Annotated in this window: 13 protein-coding genes; 3 read left to right on the top strand and 10 right to left on the bottom strand. The window is 38.5% G+C overall.

Going from position 1 to position 18,736, the window contains the following annotated elements; genetic code table 11:
• Positions 1-188: 188 nt before the first annotated feature.
• On the top strand, positions 189-806 hold the full coding sequence (locus tag AC1FXP_RS12650; protein WP_480061878.1) for a cell wall hydrolase: 618 nt from the start codon (positions 189-191) through the stop codon (positions 804-806).
• Between the two features lie 191 nt (positions 807-997).
• On the opposite strand, the gene AC1FXP_RS12645 is transcribed toward AC1FXP_RS12650, so the two are convergent.
• The 4 genes from AC1FXP_RS12645 to AC1FXP_RS12630 form a co-directional block, all read right to left on the bottom strand.
• On the bottom strand, positions 998-1,180 hold the full coding sequence (locus AC1FXP_RS12645) for a hypothetical protein (RefSeq protein ID WP_332631397.1): 183 nt from the start codon (positions 1,178-1,180) through the stop codon (positions 998-1,000).
• A 138-nt stretch (positions 1,181-1,318) separates the two neighbouring features.
• Positions 1,319-2,161 carry a sugar phosphate isomerase/epimerase family protein gene (locus tag AC1FXP_RS12640; RefSeq protein ID WP_480061875.1) on the bottom strand — a complete coding sequence of 281 codons (843 nt, stop codon included), beginning with the start codon at positions 2,159-2,161 and terminating at the stop codon, positions 1,319-1,321.
• A gap of 46 nt (positions 2,162-2,207) precedes the next feature.
• Entirely contained in the window at positions 2,208-3,230 is a 1,023-nt protein-coding gene (gene iolG, locus AC1FXP_RS12635; protein WP_480061873.1) for an inositol 2-dehydrogenase, read from the bottom strand.
• A gap of 3 nt (positions 3,231-3,233) precedes the next feature.
• Positions 3,234-4,994, bottom strand: coding sequence for a solute:sodium symporter family transporter (locus AC1FXP_RS12630; RefSeq protein WP_480061871.1), 1,761 nt, complete (start codon positions 4,992-4,994; stop codon positions 3,234-3,236).
• Positions 4,995-5,245: 251 nt separating this feature from the next.
• On the opposite strand from AC1FXP_RS12630, the gene AC1FXP_RS12625 reads away from it, so the two are divergent.
• On the top strand, positions 5,246-6,127 hold the full coding sequence (locus AC1FXP_RS12625) for a helix-turn-helix domain-containing protein (RefSeq protein ID WP_480061869.1): 882 nt from the start codon (positions 5,246-5,248) through the stop codon (positions 6,125-6,127).
• Between the two features lie 521 nt (positions 6,128-6,648).
• On the opposite strand, the gene AC1FXP_RS12620 is transcribed toward AC1FXP_RS12625, so the two are convergent.
• Complete coding sequence (locus tag AC1FXP_RS12620) at positions 6,649-8,178, bottom strand: malate:quinone oxidoreductase (RefSeq protein WP_480061867.1); 1,530 nt, start codon at positions 8,176-8,178, stop codon at positions 6,649-6,651.
• A gap of 462 nt (positions 8,179-8,640) precedes the next feature.
• Between AC1FXP_RS12620 and AC1FXP_RS12615 the strand changes: the two genes are divergently transcribed.
• Complete coding sequence (locus AC1FXP_RS12615) at positions 8,641-9,456, top strand: formate/nitrite transporter family protein (RefSeq protein WP_480061865.1); 816 nt, start codon at positions 8,641-8,643, stop codon at positions 9,454-9,456.
• A 193-nt stretch (positions 9,457-9,649) separates the two neighbouring features.
• Here AC1FXP_RS12615 and AC1FXP_RS12610 read toward each other — a convergent pair whose 3' ends face one another.
• The 5 genes from AC1FXP_RS12610 to AC1FXP_RS12590 all read right to left on the bottom strand — a co-directional run bounded on the left by AC1FXP_RS12610 (position 9,650) and on the right by AC1FXP_RS12590 (position 17,839).
• The gene (locus tag AC1FXP_RS12610; protein ID WP_480061863.1) at positions 9,650-10,285 is read right to left on the bottom strand and encodes an HAD-IA family hydrolase; all 636 of its coding nucleotides are present in this window, start codon (positions 10,283-10,285) and stop codon (positions 9,650-9,652) included.
• Between the two features lie 303 nt (positions 10,286-10,588).
• Positions 10,589-11,584, bottom strand: coding sequence for a LacI family DNA-binding transcriptional regulator (locus AC1FXP_RS12605; protein ID WP_480061862.1), 996 nt, complete (start codon positions 11,582-11,584; stop codon positions 10,589-10,591).
• A 93-nt stretch (positions 11,585-11,677) separates the two neighbouring features.
• The gene (locus AC1FXP_RS12600; RefSeq protein WP_480061860.1) at positions 11,678-12,718 is read right to left on the bottom strand and encodes a Gfo/Idh/MocA family protein; all 1,041 of its coding nucleotides are present in this window, start codon (positions 12,716-12,718) and stop codon (positions 11,678-11,680) included.
• Between the two features lie 587 nt (positions 12,719-13,305).
• Positions 13,306-14,055: a hypothetical protein gene (locus AC1FXP_RS12595; RefSeq protein ID WP_480061858.1), complete on the bottom strand. Its 750-nt coding sequence runs from the start codon at positions 14,053-14,055 to the stop codon at positions 13,306-13,308.
• Positions 14,048-17,839, bottom strand: a complete 3,792-nt coding sequence (locus tag AC1FXP_RS12590; protein WP_480061856.1) for a DEAD/DEAH box helicase — start codon at positions 17,837-17,839, stop codon at positions 14,048-14,050. Before AC1FXP_RS12590 ends, AC1FXP_RS12595 begins: the two co-directional genes overlap by 8 nt.
• Positions 17,840-18,736: the final 897 nt, after the last annotated feature.

The raw sequence follows: 18,736 nt of genomic DNA, 5'->3' as shown, positions 1-18,736 counted from the left end.
GTTTACATTCACACACACTAAATGTCAACCGCTTTTTTTTCTTGGTTAACATACTATTCAAAAATCTTAGCGCCATTGTAATCTCTATGTAAACATATTGTAATACTATTCTTTTGTCTTCTCTCATAGGGATAAGAGTGTTAGACAAGCTTTCAAAAAACAATATGTACTAGGAGGACGCAATCTTTATGAGGAAACTGTTTTTTCTACTAACTCTACTAGCAGCTCTATTTGTTACTGAGACTACTTTTGCTTACACCGTTCAAAAAGGTGACACAATGAAGAAAATTGCAAAGGAGAATGGATTAATATTAGAAGAGTTATCAAAAGCAAATCCACAAATTACAAATATTGACCTAATATATGTAGGTCAACACATTCATTTACATAAAGAGAAACACACTTCCAAATCAAGTAACGAAACAAGCACGGATCCCGTTGAAAATCTCTCAGAAAAAGAACTAGATCTACTTGCTAGAATCGTAAGAGCCGAAGCGCAGACAGAACCTTTCGAAGGAAAAGTGGCAGTAGCGGATGTAGTCTTAAACAGACTAGAAAGTCCACAATTTCCCGATACGATAAAAGAAGTCATTTATGAGCCTGGACAATTTGAACCTGTAATGAATGGTCAGATCGATCAACCAGCTGATGTGGAGTCTATCGAGGCCGTTGATGCCGCATTATCAGATATGAGAAATATAACCGAAGATTCCTTATTTTTCTACAATCCTGACATTGCTACAAATCGTTGGCTAGATACAAGAGAAACAACCGTTGTGATTGGACAGCATGAGTTTAAACATTAATTTTGGAGATTTCAGGGTTTATCATTAAAGAGATGGTGTTTTGTGAAGTATTTGGGTGTGTTCCAGGGTCAAAACCTTTGAGACACATCCATAAAATATTTAGGCCACTGAAAAAGGGAGAACACCTTTTTCAGTGGCCTCATAATATTGGGAGGAGTTTCCCTTCCCCTTCCCATTAGACGCTAAAAAAATTAATTCATCCCTTTCCATTCTCCTTGATTTTTAGATGATTTCATTTTTTTAGCTTTTTCTTTATGCGCTCGATTGGCTGCTGCACTGCCCGGCTCTTTAGAGAACTCTGAATCGGTTTTACTTGAGTCAAATCCCTGTTTATTTTTTTGATCAGCATTTGTTTTGCCATTACGTTTTGCCATAAGTATCACTCCTTCTTTCCTATTATGCGAATAAAGGAGTGAATTATACGTCATAGCTTTCCGGATATTAGTTTGCATTATGCAACTAGCTCTTGATAAGCGCTTAACTTTTTGGATGGTTATTTTATTCCACTAAATTCAATTTTTCACTTCAATTTGTAATGTTTTTAATACCAATTCCGTTTTCGATTTCCCTACCCTAATGCATTCTTCCGGCTCCAGTTCCCAATATTCAGGTCTGAATAACTCGATTGATGCAGGTCCATCAAACCCTGTAGCTTGAACTAATTTAATAATACGATCTAGGTCAATGACACCGTCCCCTGGCCATACTCTTTGGTGGTCACGAATGACACCCGCAGGAATATCTTCCGCATCATCAATATGGAATAAGAAAATATGTTCTTTTGTTATTTCATTTAATAATGCAATGTTGGAATTCATCGCATACAGATGGAAACAATCAACAACGAGCCCAACTCGTTTGTTATTTACTTCTTTTACGATTTCATAGGCACCATCAAGTGTATTAATCGAACAATGCGGATACCCAACAAACTCTACGGCAAATCGGAAATCAGATGCTTCCGTTAACGTTAGAAACTCATGGAGACGTGTTTTTGTCTCTTCTTTAATCTTACTCCAAGTGACATCACCAATATCAAAAGTTGGAACCACTACGACCAAATCACAACCAATCTCTTTCCCTACCGCTTCCACTAAACGAACGTCTTCTTTCATTAAATTAAACGTCGTATCAGGTTGAAAGGTAAAGAATTCAATAGCATTAAACGATAACGGCTTAATATGGGATTGCTGAAAGAACTGTTTCAATTCTTCAACTGTATGATCGATTAAATATTCCTTTAGCTTATCAATTCTGATTTCGATAAAGTCGTATCCGTTCTCCTCACAATAACGTAGGTCATCATAAAGTGTAGACGATTCAAGTGTAGTAGCTTGGTTAAATGCAATTTTCATTAGACTCTCTCCTTTTTAGATAATATTCTTAGTTTGATAGATTAGATTATACGTCGATGGTAACTAGCTCCTCCAACGATACAGAACGCTTCTCTTTCCAAGAAATCGATGCAGCAAGCGCTAACAGTTCAGCTTGATAGCCATCTTCTCCTGAACAACTAACTTCCTTACCTTCAATAATCGCATTAGCAAATTCTTCAATTTCAATGATGTAGGCTTCTTTATAACGGTCAAGGAAGAAATGTTTCGGATTATCGAGATACACTCCATCCTTTGTGGAAAGTTGAATCGTTGACTGTGCTTCATTCTCAGCCGCTACAGCCCCTTTATCACCAAATACTTCAATACGTTGGTCATACCCATAGACCGCTTGGCGACTGTTATCAATAACAGCAATTGCTCCATTTTTAAATGTCAGTGTGATAATAGCCGTGTCGACATCACCATGACGTCCAAACATTGGATCTACTAGATTCGCAGCTTTTACTGTCACATCTTCGACTTCACTTCCACTTAAGTAACGAACCATATCAAAATCATGAATCGTCATATCCATAAACATTCCACCTGAACGCTTCACATACTCTTCTGGCGGTGCTTGCGGATCCCTTGAACTTATTTTAATTAAGTGAGGATTGCCCACTTTTCCTTCACTTACCACATCGCGTACCTTTTTGAAATGTTTGTCAAACCTTCTGTTAAAGCCTACTTGCAATTTCACACCGCATTCTTTCACTACTTCAAGCGCTTCTTTTGTTTCTTCAATATCGAAACTTATAGGTTTTTCACAAAAGATATGCTTTCCTGCTCTTGCAGCTCTTTTGATAAAATCAGCATGTGTATCAGTAGATGAGCAAATAAATACCGCATCAATCACTGAGTCTGAAAAAATAACTTCTGGATCATTCGTAATAACGGAACTGTTTTTCTCATAATGTGTTCCTGTTAGATGATCAGTAAACACATCTGCAATCGTCTTCAATTCTAAGCCATTGGATTGAAAAATGTTATCAGCATGTAATTGCCCAATTCGACCTGCTCCTATAATTCCAACTGTAACTTTACTCATAATTTAAGATCCCTTCCTTTTCAAATATTCATAGTTTAAATTGTTAGTCTCTTCATTTTCAAAGCGCTCCTCTAGCTTACGATTTGTATCACGCCAGAACCAAACAACGATTGCAATAAACATTATCGTAAGTCCTAGGAATACTACGGACCAAGGAGAATAGTACCCTTCCTCTGCAGCAGCAATACCAATTGGCGAAAATAAAGCATAGACACTAATCATAAGAACAACAATTAAACCCGAGAACCACTTAACATGCTTCCATGGAGTAACATCTACTACTTGAGAATCACGCATCACATAAGCTACTTCTCTAGGTTTCCATCTACCAATAATTAGCATCGTTAAGACATTAATCGGAAATAAGACAGCCAACACATATAAGAAGTTTACATCAGGAATGATGAGTTTACTTATTCCATAAAAGAAGATATGAGTGACTACCACTACTTTCGCAGCTAAGGCTGGTACTCGTTTGGTAAAGAACCCAACTACGATCATCGCTAAAATTGGTAAACTATAAAAACCATTCATCTCATTTAAATAGTAGAATAAACCACTAGGAGCATAAATAATTAATGGTGCAATACATACAGCAACTGTAGCTAAACAAGCTGCAAAGATCCGACCGACTTTAACAAGTTCTCTATCCCTTGCTTGCGGTTTGAAAATAGGCTTAAAAATATCTAATGAAAATAACGTGATGGAACTTGTAATAACATTGTTAAAAGAGCTAAGGATTGCACCAAATAATACAGCTGCTAAAAATCCTGATATGACAACTGGCATAACATCTGTAATTAATGTCGGATAAGCTGTATCTGCATTTGAAAGTCCATCACCGTAAAGGTAATAAGCAATAATTCCTGGTAATACTAAAAACGTTAAACCGAAAATTTTGAAAATACCTGCGAATAAAACACCCTTTTGACCTTCTGCTAAATTTCTTGCTGCTAGTGAACGTTGGATAATTGATTGATTTGTACACCAGTAAAATAGATTATTAAATAACATCCCTGTAATCAAAATACTCCATGGCACTGATGATTCATGATTTCCTACAGCATTTAACTTTGTCGGATTGGACTCAATTAATTCACTTACTCCGTCAAAGAAATTACCGCTTCCTATTACTAATAAAGCAAGGACCGGGATCGTCAATCCACCGATAATTAAGCCAATTCCGTTGATTGTATCACTGTAAGCGGTTGCTCTTAAGCCCCCAAGAATGACATATCCACAACTAATGAGACCAATGGCTATTGAGATAAACAACACGATTTGGAATGTACTTAAATTCGTAAGCGTTGTCAAACCAAAGATACCGTCAATAACTAATGAACCCGAGTAAAGCACTGTCGGAAGAAACACAGTCGCGTATCCTGCTAGGAAAAGCATAGACACAATTTGTCTTGTTCTTAAATCAAATCGTTGCTCCAAGAAATCTGGAATCGTCGTAATCCCTGTCTTTAAATACCTTGGCAAAAAAATAAGAGCCATAAAGATTAATGCTAGCGGTGCCGTTACTTCCCAAGCCATAACGGCTGCAGTTTCCCCATAAGCCTGACCATTCAAGCCAACAATTTGTTCAGTCGATAAGTTGGTTAAAATTAGGGAACTTGCTATAACAATTCCTGTTAAACTTCTACCACCTAAAAAGTACCCATCAGAACTATTCAAGTCTGTACCTTTTGTTTTGTACCATGAGAACCACATAACAAAAACGGTGTACAACATAAACGAGCCAAAAATCAGCCAGATCATAATTAAACCTCCAGAATTACTTATTTACATACTATTTTTCACTATCTAAATAGCTTAAGAAAGCGTTTAACCAAAACTTTAAAAAAATTTAGTGAAATCCTCTCTTTTCACAAAGGTTATATAACCATTAGTACGTAATAACCCAATTGTACCGGTGACACCATACATAAAAATAAATTACATCTTATGTTCCTCCATTAAATCATTTATAATTATTTGTATCAACCAGTAACATAAAAAGGTGGTCACCTATGATTCCATATTTTCCTTTTAAAAGTACTGATAAGAGTGCCATTGCCTTGGAAGTGTTCCATACCCTCGAATCTGTTCCATTACATCGTCATGATTTTCAAGAATTTGTATTGATTACGAAAGGTTCCTGTCTCCATCAATTTAAAAATATTACAATGCCATTGATTCCAGGAGATGTGTTTCTTATTCCACCACATCAGGAACATACCTACTCCATTGAAACTCCAGTTAGTATGTACAACTGTCAGTTTTATCCTGAAAAAATTGCTGATTGGTGGGTGGACCAATTTGGTGGATTGATTAACAACCTAGCGGAACCGGAGAGCGACAATCTCATTTCTCCTGCTGACTTAAACCGGCAAAACATCATACATCTTTCAATAAACGAGGCTGATCGGGTTCAAAAGATGATGGAAATTATGCTTGGCGAACAGACAGAACAAGGCTTTGCTTTTGAGCAGGTCAAGCAGGATTACTTAAACTTGATTCTCATCATCATATCCCGGGCACGAATGCGTCAATTTGCCATTTTACCTGAACGAGAAAGCCCTCGTAACGATATCATTGCTGCAGCTCAAAAGTTTATTGAGGATAACCTCACTGAACAAATCGACTTTTCTGATTACGCCCAAGAACATAACATTAGTCCTGGTTATTTTCGAGCTATATTTAAATCAGCAACCGGTCTTCCCCCAGTAGAATATCTAAACCGCTTGCGCATCATCCGTGCGGTTGAATATTTGAAAGACGAAACGCTGTCTATAAGTGATATATCTGCCTCTGTAGGAATTTATGACGCCAATTATTTCTCACGGATATTCCGGAAAATTATAGGCTATTCACCGCGCGAATTCCGAAATCAGGCTTATAAACTACTTTGATCAGCCTCAACCTCAAACAGTTATAAACAATAAGTCCCTCAACAAGTGAGGATTTGTCGGCTTATGCAATCAGATAAGCATGAGACCGTCGATGCCTTCACTGACATCTTTGTAACCGTTGACAATTAGTGATATCTGTTTACAGGTATAAATATAGCATACACCCGAATGGACTAATAGAAGAAAACAAATAGATATTAGCACAAAACGCATATTTGTCTAGCAATACAAGAAATACTGTTGAGAACCGCTATTTGGTCATTGTGTATTTAGAACAGGGAAACTTTTTATATAGAATTTGTTCCATTCACTTATCCAATCGCTGTGATAACAACGTAACTTCAATGGTCTTTCTACGGTTGTATTATTTCAATTAACCAAAAAAAACGATTCCTCCAACAGGCTTACGAATCTATAAAATAGATCCCAAAACTAATTAAAACGAACAGGAGTGTCGATAATAATTATTCAATATTGTTAACTTTCCTATAAAAAAAAGCATAAATTGCGAAAACGGCAATTTATGCTTCCTGTAACATATCATTTTTACTTTTCGAATTTTGTTTGTTATCCTCAAAGCCAAGAGTTTTTGCTGTTGAAGTATGGATTTCTTCAATAAGCTCTGGGTTTTCCATTAGTGACACACCATAAGAAGGAATCATTTCTTTAATTTTTGGTTCCCACTCTTTTACCTGTTCAGGGAAGCATTTTTCAATGACCTCCAGCATAACAGAAACGGCGGTAGATGCACCGGGAGAAGCACCCAGTAATGCTGAGATTGAGCCATCCTCAGCTGTAATTACTTCTGTACCAAATTGAAGCGTTCCTTTGCCACCAGCTTCTGTATCTTTAATTACTTGCACACGTTGGCCTGCTACAACTAAATCCCAATCCTCGCTTTTCGCGTTTGGAATAAACTCACGTAACTCATCCATGCGCTTTTCTTTTGACAACATAACTTGTTGAATCAAGTATTTGGTCAATGACATGTTTTTGGCGCCTGCTGCCAACATCGTTACGAGATTATCCGGTTTTACGGATGTTAACAGATCAAACACTGAACCATATTTTAGAAACTTTGGTGAGAATCCGGCAAACGGTCCAAATAGCAACGATTTTTTATTATCGATATATCTCGTGTCAAGATGCGGAACAGACATTGGCGGCGCACCAACCTTAGCTTTGCCGTATACTTTTGCATGATGCTTCGCTACAACATCTGGATTATTACAAGAAAGGAATATTCCGCTTACCGGGAATCCACCGATATTTTTCCCTTCAGGAATACTAGATTTTTGCAGTAAATGAAGACTTCCTCCTCCGCCTCCGATAAAGACGAATTTTGCCGTATGGCTTTCGACCATACCGCTGTCGAGATTCCGAACTTTCAATTCCCACATTCCATCACTAGTACGTGTAATATCAGTAACACTATGTTTATAGTTTAGATTGACATTTTTACTCTTTAAATGGTCAAACAGCATGCGCGTTAAGGCACCAAAGTTAACATCAGTTCCTGAGTCAATTTTGGTTGCTGCAATCGATTCCGTAGATGTGCGATCTTGCATAATTAAAGGAATCCACTCTATCAGTTTTTCTGGATCTTCGGAAAATTCCATGCCTTTAAATAAAGGATTAGCTGAAAGCGCTTCAAAACGCTTTTTTAAGAAAGATACATTTTGTTCGCCTTGGACTAAACTCATATGAGGCAATGGCATAATAAAATCCTGTGGATTACGTAGCAGCTTGCTGTTTACAAGATAAGACCAAAACTGCATCGACACCTGAAAATCTTCATTAATTTTTATCGCTTTACTAATGTCAATAGATCCGTCCGCTTTTTCAGCGGTGTAGTTAAGCTCGCACAGTGCCGCATGTCCAGTTCCTGCATTATTCCATTCGTTAGAGCTTTCTTCTCCTGCGTTGGTGAGCTTCTCAAACACTTTAATTTCCCATTCCGGTACTAATTCTTTCAAGAGTGTCCCTAAAGTCGCACTCATGATTCCAGCGCCAATTAAAATGACGTCGGTTTTCGATTCTCTGTTGCTCATGTTTACCAACCTTTTCTCCTAGAATTTGCAGAAAAGATATAGGCGCTCCTACTTAGACGACCTTAGTAAGCGAGGGCGCCTATATCTTTTCTGATGAATTAAACCTAATTACAGTTTATCAGAATTTTTCTTAGATTAAAATATTTACTTCCTATTATATATTAGTTAGAAGCTTTTTAAAAGCTAGTAAGAAATGACAAGCACGTGTACCAACCCCTTAAAAACAAATGCTCAATCCTGCTCTATGCAAGGGTTAAGCCTTTGGTTTGCTGTTACCAATAAACTGACAATTCCTTTTGAAAAACAAATAAAAAATACCCTAAAAAATTATTTTCAAATGAAAACGCCTCCTTTCATTTTCCCTCTAGTTCCATTCCTCATCTTTTGTTATAGTAGAAAAGTTGTTTAGACAACGAAGTAAAATCCCATTCATATCGGGGTAAAAGAAAAGGTGAAGTCATCATGGAACATCATGCATTACAACAAGTCGAACAACTAGCCCTAAAGAAAGAGAAGGCTTTTAGTGAAAGTCGTTTTCGTTACGTATTTCGAGCGATTTTAGCTAGTCTCTTTATAGGGTTTGGTGTCATTGTTGCATTTAAAACAGGAAATCTTTTTTATGTAGAAGGATCTCCATTCACATATCCAGTTGCTGCAATTACGTTCGGAGCGGCGATTATTCTCATTGCCTTTGGTGGCGGTGATTTATTTACCGGCAACGCGTTTTACTATACGTATACATGCTTGCAGAAGAAAATGATGTGGTCTAATGCTTTGAAATTATTAAGTATGAGTTATGTTGGTAATTTTCTAGGTGCGATCTTGTTTGCCCACATCATCTTTTTTACGGGGCTTTTTAACGATCCATCCGTAAACAGTTTCTTATTTAGTGTCGTCGGACAAAAGATGAATGCACCTTGGTTAGAGCTTTTCTTTCGAGGGATTTTGTGTAACTGGCTCGTCTGCTTAGCCTTTTTCCTTCCGATGAATATGAAATCAGAGGGCGCGAAAATCTTCACCATGATGCTGCTCGTATTCTGTTTCTTTATTTCTGGTTATGAGCATAGTATTGCCAATATGGGGGCATTTGCCATTGCGCTTGTATTAGAGCATCCTGAAACGATTAGTTTTAGTGGAGCGATTCATAATTTAATACCCGTTACCATCGGAAACTTTATCGGTGGAAGCTTGTTCATGGGTGTATTCTATCACTATCTAAATCAACCGAAACAAGTGAAGTCACAAGCAGAGATTAAAGTATTTCGTTCGAATGCGTAACAAATAAAGCAGGAAACATTTAAAGGTTTCCTGCTTTTTTGTATCTACGTTTTTTTGGACTATATCTTTTGCCAAGGACAAAGATAATTGGCTACCCAATTCTTGAATCCTTTCATTTAACACTGATTTTACTAAAATGCTGCCTAATCACTTCAAATCCAAGCTGTGACATACACCATTTCTAATAATTTTTCTACCGTGTTCTTGAAAAAATAACTTCGAGTAGCTCCTCCGGTGTATCTACAAGGTAATCTGGCTTTTGTTCCTGTACGAGCTCTTTTGCGTCATAGCCCCAACTCACCCATATAACCTTGATTCCAGCTGATTTGCAGGCCAAAATATCCCGTTGCTCATCTCCGACATAGATAACATCAGTTTTCTCTAGATGATATTCCTTAAGAAATTTGCGAATTAATTGATCCTTGCCGAAAATGACATTCGAACTCAAAATCCTTGATATATTTCTTACATGATTTCGGCGTAAAACCTTTTTGATCACATCCTCTGAGTTAGAGGAAATGATGGCTAGGCTGCGCCCTGTCCTCTCTAACGAATCCAGCACTTCTTTCATTCCAGGATACAAGCTGATCTCCTTTGCATATTTCAGATAAAAACGGTAGAAGTCTGGAATAATGAGTGGTGTTTTCAAAATTGGAAAGTTCAAGTGCTTGGCTCTTTCAAGGATCGATAACTTTCTTAGTGAGGGTAATTCCTCAATTTTAATTTTTCGATATTGATATTTTTCTGAAAAGGCATTCCATCCAGAAATGAAAACATTCCTGGAGTCGGCCAGGGTTCCATCAAAATCGAATAGAATGTATTTAGGCATTTGTTGTCTCCTGTCTCTCCTTAGTAATGAATATATGATAGAATCATACAAACCATTGGTCATCGTTCTCCAATGCATCTGAAACTATTTATTTTACCATTTTATTCCAATTGACCCACCTTTTATTATTTTTTTAAGAGGTGGCTATTCGCTAACTATATGTATGTTATTAATGCCCGTTCAAAAATGTACGTAATTAAGCTGCAAATAAGCGAATGCACAAGGCCGGTTCTAAACAGTATATATATCCGAAACAAAAAATGCCTGTCACTTGTCGTATTTAACAAGTAACAGGCACTCAAACTAAACTGTATCTTTACATTCTCCACTGGACTCTCTTACAACCAACTCCGGCATGAAAAGTGTTTTTTGATTAGTAAAATCTCTATCTAACAGCATGTCAAATACTTTCTTCCCCATGTCCTGTATGGGTTGTGAGACAGAGGTTAACTTGGGTACTGTTAGCCTACAAAGAACAGTATTATCAAACCCAATTACAGATAAATCGTTTGGAATATCAAATCCAAGTTCTCTAGCCGCCTCGATAACACCAATGGCTAATAAATCGTTGCAAGCAAATATTGCTGTTGGCCGTTCTTCTAAATTGAGTAACTGCAATCCAGCATCTTTGCCTCTTTCGATCGTTGCTTCTGTCTTGATGAAGTATTCTTCCCTAGGCTCCACATTTTGTTCCATCAATGCCTGTCTATATCCATTAATTCGTTGAATATTACTCCAGGCATGTTCGGCAATCATGGCAATTTTCGTATGGTTTAAGGAGAGTAAGTGCTTGGTCCCGATATACCCGCCTTTAAAGTCATCAATCGTCACAGTTGTTAATGGCAAAGATGGGATGTCGTTTGCGATAAGGGCAACTGGGATTTTCTTTTCCATGACCTCTTCCAACAGGTCTAAGCTTTTCACCCCTGAAGCTAGAATAAATCCATCGACACTCTTTCGAATCAGAAGAGAAATATATTTCTTTTCCTTTTCTTCAAGATTATCCGTGCTACAAATAATCACACTAATCCCAAGTTCATTTCCTCTATCTTCAATGCTCCTTGCGATATCTGCAAAAAACGGGTTGGAAATATCCGGAATAAGAAGTCCTACTGTATTTGTTTTCTTCCCCATTAATGCAGATGCTACAACACTAGGGGAGTACTCTAGTTGTTCCATTGTTTTTATAACTTTTTGTCTCGTTTTCTCCCCTACACGGCCGTTATTATTGATGACATTTGAAACGGTAGCAATAGAGACGCCTGCTTCTTTTGCAACATCATATATAGTAGGTTTCATCTCATATCCCTCTTCATTTTTGTTTCTAATTATATCACTTACCCTGTCTTAATAGGTACCATTCGAGGAATAGTCAATCACTTAATGAGTTTCTTAGTCAGCCACTATGAATTCATTTAACTTTACTAACTCTTTGCTTTCATACGATTGTTTGCACGCATATCCAATCTCTGTCGATTTCACGCCATCTTCAACCGTAACTTCCGGTTTTCTTTGTTCAAGGATACAATTGATAAATTCTTCCGCTTCTTTTTGGTACGCTTGCTCAAAACGCTCTAAAAATCCGTCGAAACACTCTTGGATAACTCCTTCTTCTTTCATGATGACCACTTGATTTTTTTCAGGCACCGTACCGATTCGAAGAGAGCCTTTAGTTCCGATAATTTCTGTTTCGATATGATAACCATGTGCACAATTTCTACCAGCTACAAAGATCCCCATAGCATTATTCTCAAATCTGACCATTGCTGCTCCCGTTTCCGCATCATTGATTTCAACAAACTCAGGACGGGCAAAGGCCCCACCAATCGCCCAAGTTTCTTTTGCTTCCGCACCTAAATACCAGCGTGCTAAGTCAAAGTCATGGATCGACATATCCAAGAACAATCCTCCACTATAATTCGCACGAGCAAACTGTAAGAACCCATCCATTTTTGAAGATGGATCTAAACCATAGCAACGGATCATGAATGGCTCACCAATTTCTCCTCTATCAATCGTTTCTTTTGCCGCCATATACGAGCGATCATAACGACGCATAAATCCTAGCATGAACACTTGGTCTAGGTGATTGTTAACAGCTCCTTGTACTTCAAGAGCCTCTTCCAAGTAAAGACCAAGCGGCTTCTCACTAAATACATGAAACCCAGTAGCGAGTGCTTTTTTGATTTGATTGCAATGAAATCCTGATGGAGAAGCAATAAAAATGGCATCTAGCTCTTTATTTTCAAGCATTTCTTCATAGCTCGTATAGCCATATGGGATATTCCAATGTTGTTGAACTTCCTTCACCTCTGATTCAATCACGCTGCACACCGCGGTCAATTCACAACCTGGAATACGAAAAGCTAAATTTTCCGCATGTTGTCTACCTAATCTTCCTAATCCTACAATCCCTACTTTTACCTTTTTCATTTTAATCGACTCCTTGTTTCTTGGTTTTTAGTTGCATGGTTAGTAGATTTCGTCTAAAGTTCAAATACAAAATAACTTTTGGTGAAGCGCTTAATCAAAATTTATCATGATAACGCTTTACTAGTCAACGAAATTATTGTGTTGAAAATAAAAGATTTAAATAGTTTAATCGATCTCTAGCTTTTATGGAAATTAAATTTTCAACAGAAGAAAAAATGTATAAAGCACAGTAGTTAGTGCCATCATCAATTAAGCGCTACATCAAAAATACAATAGTGTTAAATGAATAAGAAAAAGACTTCGGTATCAAACCGAAGTCATATTTTTTATTCTTAAAACAGCAGGAATCCATTAAATAAAGTCCTTTTTTGAAAGAGTTTTTAAAAGTTGAGAGGTGATATCCCACATCTCTTCATACTGTTTCAAACTTTATTAACCATATGTTCTAGTTCAGGATTAGCTTTCACTTTATCTTTTATAGACTTGTTACTTCTTCTTGTGAAACAAGAGTAGATTTTCTTCTTCTGGAATATAAAACTGTAACATAGAATTGTCGCTATTCATGCTTGAAATTATATCTTATTATCCTAAGCATCTATCCATTTCCTTCTCCATTCAACCCGCTCATGCTCTTCTATCTGTTTTTCAAGCGTATCGTCCCAGCGTTCAAGCCATGTATTCCAGACGCGCGCGTAGAAGGTGTCCTGCTCTTTGTTGTACAGTTGAAATTCCAAACATGGAACGTGTTCGACAATCTTTTGCTCAAAACTTGTGACATCGGACACGACCGTTTGAAAGCCGTCTTCATCCAACCCATTTTCTTGCTCGGAAAGAACGTGTAAAATTCGCTCCTTTGTGATGAGATCCTTCGATTCTGCATAGCGGTAAAGAGTCCATTCTTCATCTGCTTCAGGCACAGACCCGTTCATTTCCGGCCATAATGCATCATGAACTGAGCTGTAAAAAAGCTCTGTCCCCTCTTCTTCCAATTCCTCTTCCACGATACCTGTCTCCAGTTGCTCTTGCCCTTTTGTTGTTAGCTTGTAAATGGATCTTTCGAGGCGAACCAAACCTGTTCGTTGCATTTTTTCCATCAAATCTGCAATGAACAGTTCCTCAACTAACAACATTTCCGCCAAATTGGCAGCGCGCCGGATATCTGTCTGTTCAACCGCAAGAAGGATCATTTTCATGAGAATATCCATTTTTGAACGTTTTACCCGTTTAAATGTCACATCAACAGTTTCAACTGGCACATACCACATAGCAGACTCTTTGATTTGAACAGCTGGGTTTTCAAGCAAACTTGCTTGCAAACGTTTCATTACCTTATCCATGCAGACTCACCTCTTCAAGCGTTCGCAGTCCATTTTGTTGTTTGACCGCGCCTAATACGTGAATATACATTTGTCTTGTTGCTGCTTGTCTTGCTTTTTCGGTAAACATTTTCGTACTGCCAATTAAAACTAAAAGCTCCCTTGCTCTAGATAGGGCGACATTCAGTCGACGATAGTCTTTGGCAAAACCAATATCATCCTGTTTGTTATCGTGATTACGCACCATGCTTAACAATATGACATCCATTTCCATCCCTTGAAAGCGGTCGACGGTCCCAGTTCGAATCGTCAAGTGTTTTAAGCGTAGCTCCTGATGAATCAAGCGGTCAATCCGTTTAACTTGTTCCCCGTAGAAACTAATGACACCAATGCTTTTTTTCTCATCCGGCTTCACTCTTCCAGCTTGCTTCGCCTCTGCCGTCGCTTGGTCGAGTTCCTTTAACAACTCCTCAATTCTTTTCAATTCAGCCGAGTTAAAGAGGCTTTTTCCACCTTTCATTCTTTCTTCGAAAAAGGCGGGCTCGTTCGGGATATCGAGCCATAATAAATGATTGTCTCGGTGAATGAGTGACGATTCTAGCAAGTGATCCCGCTGCGAATCGGAATCTGGCAAGCCGCATTGGAGTCGTTCGTTTTCCTGCTCATAAAATGGAGAAATAGTTGCCATAATATTTTCGTGCATCCGATACTGAATGGCAAGCATTGTTTTATTGCTTTTCGGCAAGTTCTTAAACAACCTCTCAAATAGCGATTCTTTTAACAGATTTTTTAATTCCACTTTTCCTTCAAAGTCGTCACTTTCGTCCGCCATTTCTTGCAACGTTTCTTCTAGCGTATCGTTTCCTAAAAGAGGTGGTAGCTGGTGATGGTCTCCTACTAAGATGACTTTCTTTCCTTTTAGCATTGGCAATAGAAGCTCTGGAGGTGTTGCTTTTGATACTTCATCAATAATTACGACATCAAAGACAGGGAAGCTATCCATAAAGTCCTTCCGTGCAGATGCCACACAAGTTGTTCCAATGACGTTAGCATGCTTGACGTAAAGTTTGCGAATTTCATCTAGATCGTGGTCATTTGCTTCTTCAAGCAAGGAAAGCCATTGTCCTTGAATGGACTGAAAAAGAGGAAGCCTTTGTTTTTCCTGTTTTAGTGACTCCCGTGTAAAAGTAAAACTCGCCACTTGCTTTAAAACTTCTTCATGCTCTTTTTCCGGTTCGTTCTTAAGAATTTCATAAAAAGGAATTAGCTCTTCTTCCTTCTCTGCAATCAAGCCGTACAGCTCTTCTAAACGAGTTTCAATTTGTGCAAAGTTCTGCTCCTCTTCTTGAAGTTGCAACGTTTCTTCTTTACTTTGTTGACGACTTGTATTAACCCGTTCTTTTACTTGCTCATACTGGTTTTTCTTGTTTTGAAGCTCTACTGCTTTTGCTTCATTTTGTCGAAGCAGTTCATGAGCATTCGGAATCGGTTCTGCAGCCTCCACCATTTCTTTTAATCTATTTTGAAGTGGATGAAGTTCTGCATTCTGCTCATCAACCTTCTGCTGCCACTTTAGATAGAAGCTTTTGTTTTCTTCCTGTTTACTCTGAAGGTTAATAAGCATTTCTTTCTTTAGCTGCCTAAAGGCTTCCTGCGCCATGTTTTTATACGTATCAAATGGCTTTAGTCGTACAGCCTTTTTCCGCACAAAGTGTCTCCTGCTATACAATCCTTCCAGAGCTCTTAGAAGCATTTGTGGATAGATGTTTGTATTACCTTTTAGCCTACTTCTTAGTTCATCTAAAAAATGATCGATTTCCACCGCGGTATATACAGCTGAACGATTTAGAGCACGCTGCTGAACTGGGTCAAACGAAATTCGCTGCCCATTTAATAGCCGTTCTATATAGGAAACCGCACCATTTAGTTTGTCATTGTATTCTTTTAATTTTTCGAGCTGTTTGATTTCTGCCCGAATCTCTCTTAGTTCTTCCAAAAGCTTCTGAACTTTTTCAGGCCGTTCCAGGTTTTGTTCAAGTAAGATCCATTTTAAGCCGTCAACTTGTTTGACGTCCGTAACTTTTGTGATTAACGCATCCAACGTTGCTGTTGCCTCAGCCCAAGTTTCACATTCAGCTTTAGCTTGCTCGACGGTTTGCGTTTTTTCAGTCACTTTATTTTCAAGATCCTGACAGGCGATACTGTGCTGTAGTTGTTGTATTTCTGTTTGGATGGCATCGTACTCTTTTTGAATAGCGTCACTGTTTGGCTCATCACGAAGAAAAATGCCATCCTTTTTTATTTCTTCATCCAACAAACGGAGAGAATGCTCGATCTCAAGCATACGCTGCTGAGTTAATTGCTGCTCATGCTCGGCCGTTTGCACGTTCCTGCTTTGCTCTTTTATACTAGCCTCAATTTCACTTACTTGTTCTTTTGCTCTCTTTTTTGCTTCAATTTCTGCTTCCAAACGCGCGAGTTCTGGCTCTAGCTCCTTTAGCTTCTGTTCATTTTCCGTCCATTCTACTTCAATTTTCGCTTCACGTTTTTGTCGTGCTTCAAATTGTGTGGAAACTTCTTTTAATGTATGGTCTTTCCAATACTGTCCTACATTTTCTTCAATGAACTTCTTACCTTCTTCTTCAATGCTTTCCGTGCGTCCAACTCGAAGAATGCGAATATCTTTATTTTCCAACAGTCGACCAAGAGCATTATCCACCGCCAAATTGGACTGCGACGCGACTAGTGTGCGCAGCCCTGCTCGTGCATTCTGCAGGCAGATTTCAGATATAACCGTTGTTTTTCCGGTTCCAGGCGGTCCTTGAATGACGTACAAGTCTTCCGCAGACATGGCGCCTGTGACCGCTTCCCTCTGAAACTCATTTAATCGATTATGAAACTGAAGTGGTGGTAACTTATTTGGTGGCCGAACCGGCGGCTTGTTTTCAAATAAAAGTTGCTCCAGCTCTCGATTAGCAGCTAAGCCATTTTCTAAGTGCTTGAATCCTTGTCGGAGTCTTTTTACCTGGCTTAACGTTGCAAAATTACTGAAAACCACTTCTTTTTGCTTCAGGTCAATCTGATTCTTTCTAGCCCGTTCTTCCATATTTTTGTTCAGTTCTACTTCCACCTTACGAGCAGAACGATTCGCTTTTAGTACTTTTCCAACATCCTGGTCCAGTCCTTTTAGTTTAACGCTTAAATCTTTAATTGATTTCCACTGCTTATCATCTAATTGACAGCCAGTAATGGTCATCCGGGTAAAATCACCATTGAATGTAAGACCCGAATACTTACAATCCATATCTGGGATATCCGCCGAACGTTCCTGAATTTTCAGGTAGCCTTCCCAACTTGCAATACGTTTTTTCACGTACTTGGAACTTTCCTGCGCAACGGGCATTCCGTGAATCAAGCTTAGCAACTCAATCGAGATCGTACTCCCCCGCTGAACATTCAAATCAAATGTTAGGTCGACTGACCGGCGCCAGTTTGTCTGCACAGAGGCACGCGCCGTTTTCGCCGTTACATTCGTTACAATAAAACGGTCCTTCTCAACGACACAATGCAGTATGACCACAAGCCCTTCGTACATATCGGCCATCCGTACATTTGCCTCATTATCTACGTACAAAGCTACTGAAAGAGGGCGATCCTCTGTCTGCGGATATTTTTCTATATATATACGAAACGATTTCTCCAACGAAAAAAACGAACGCTCCTCGATCCCGAGCACTCGCATCTTATCCTTCGCTTTATTCGTTATAGTAATCGGACAACGGTATGTCTTTATAAGTGTATTCATGCGTCCACCTACTTGCATTATTCAACACCAAAAATGTTTAATAGTTTTCGTCCAAAACTGAATTATAGCATATTGAACTACAGCTGCTCATTAAGATTGAGTTTTTTTGTAGATTTATATGTATGTAATTTTTGCAAGTTTGGAATAAATAATGAGCTTTATCAATTGAGTCGGCTTTAATTATGTTTATCAATAGTTTTTTCAGGAGTCCCTACAGCCTTATGAACTTACTTTTCCTGTTTGATTGAGCATGGATTTGAGCTTCATTGCTCTCTTGAAGGACTTTTCTTCTTGGTTGAGCATGGGTTCGGGCTTCATTCCCCTTATGATGCACTTTTTCTCTTTGTTTAAGTATGGGTTTGGGCTTCATCTCTCTTATGATGCACTTTTTCTCTTTGTTTGAGCATGGGTTCGGGCTTCATCTCTCTTTTGATGAACTTTTCCTCTTTGATTGAGCATGGATTTGGGCTTCATCTCTCTTATGATGCACTTTTTCTCTTTGTTTGAGCATGGGTTTGGGCTTCATCTCTCTTATGATGCACTTTTTCTCTTTGTTTGCGCATGGGTTCGGGCTTCATCCTCCTTATGATGAACTTTTCCTCTTTGTTTGAGCATGGGTTTGGGTTTCATCTCTCTTATGATGCACTTTTTCTCTTTGTTTGAGCATGGGTTCGGGCTTCATCCTCTTTATAAGGAATTATTCCCGCTGAGTTCAGCTCGGATTCGGGCCCCTACCTTTTCATGAGGAACTTTCCCCGTAAGTCCAGCAAGGCATCAACCTTCTCCATTTAAAGCAAAACAGAATCGTAAGCATTATTTCCAAGTGTTCTCTGACACTCTCAATCCCTAAAAAGTCCTCCGACACTGTTACAATGCCAAAGGACCTCCAATCTTTTC

Source organism: Halalkalibacter sp. HAAS-P013 (genome assembly GCF_056619925.1).
The sequence above is the reverse complement of the archived record's forward strand: the minus strand, read 5'-3'. Positions and strand labels throughout refer to the sequence as shown.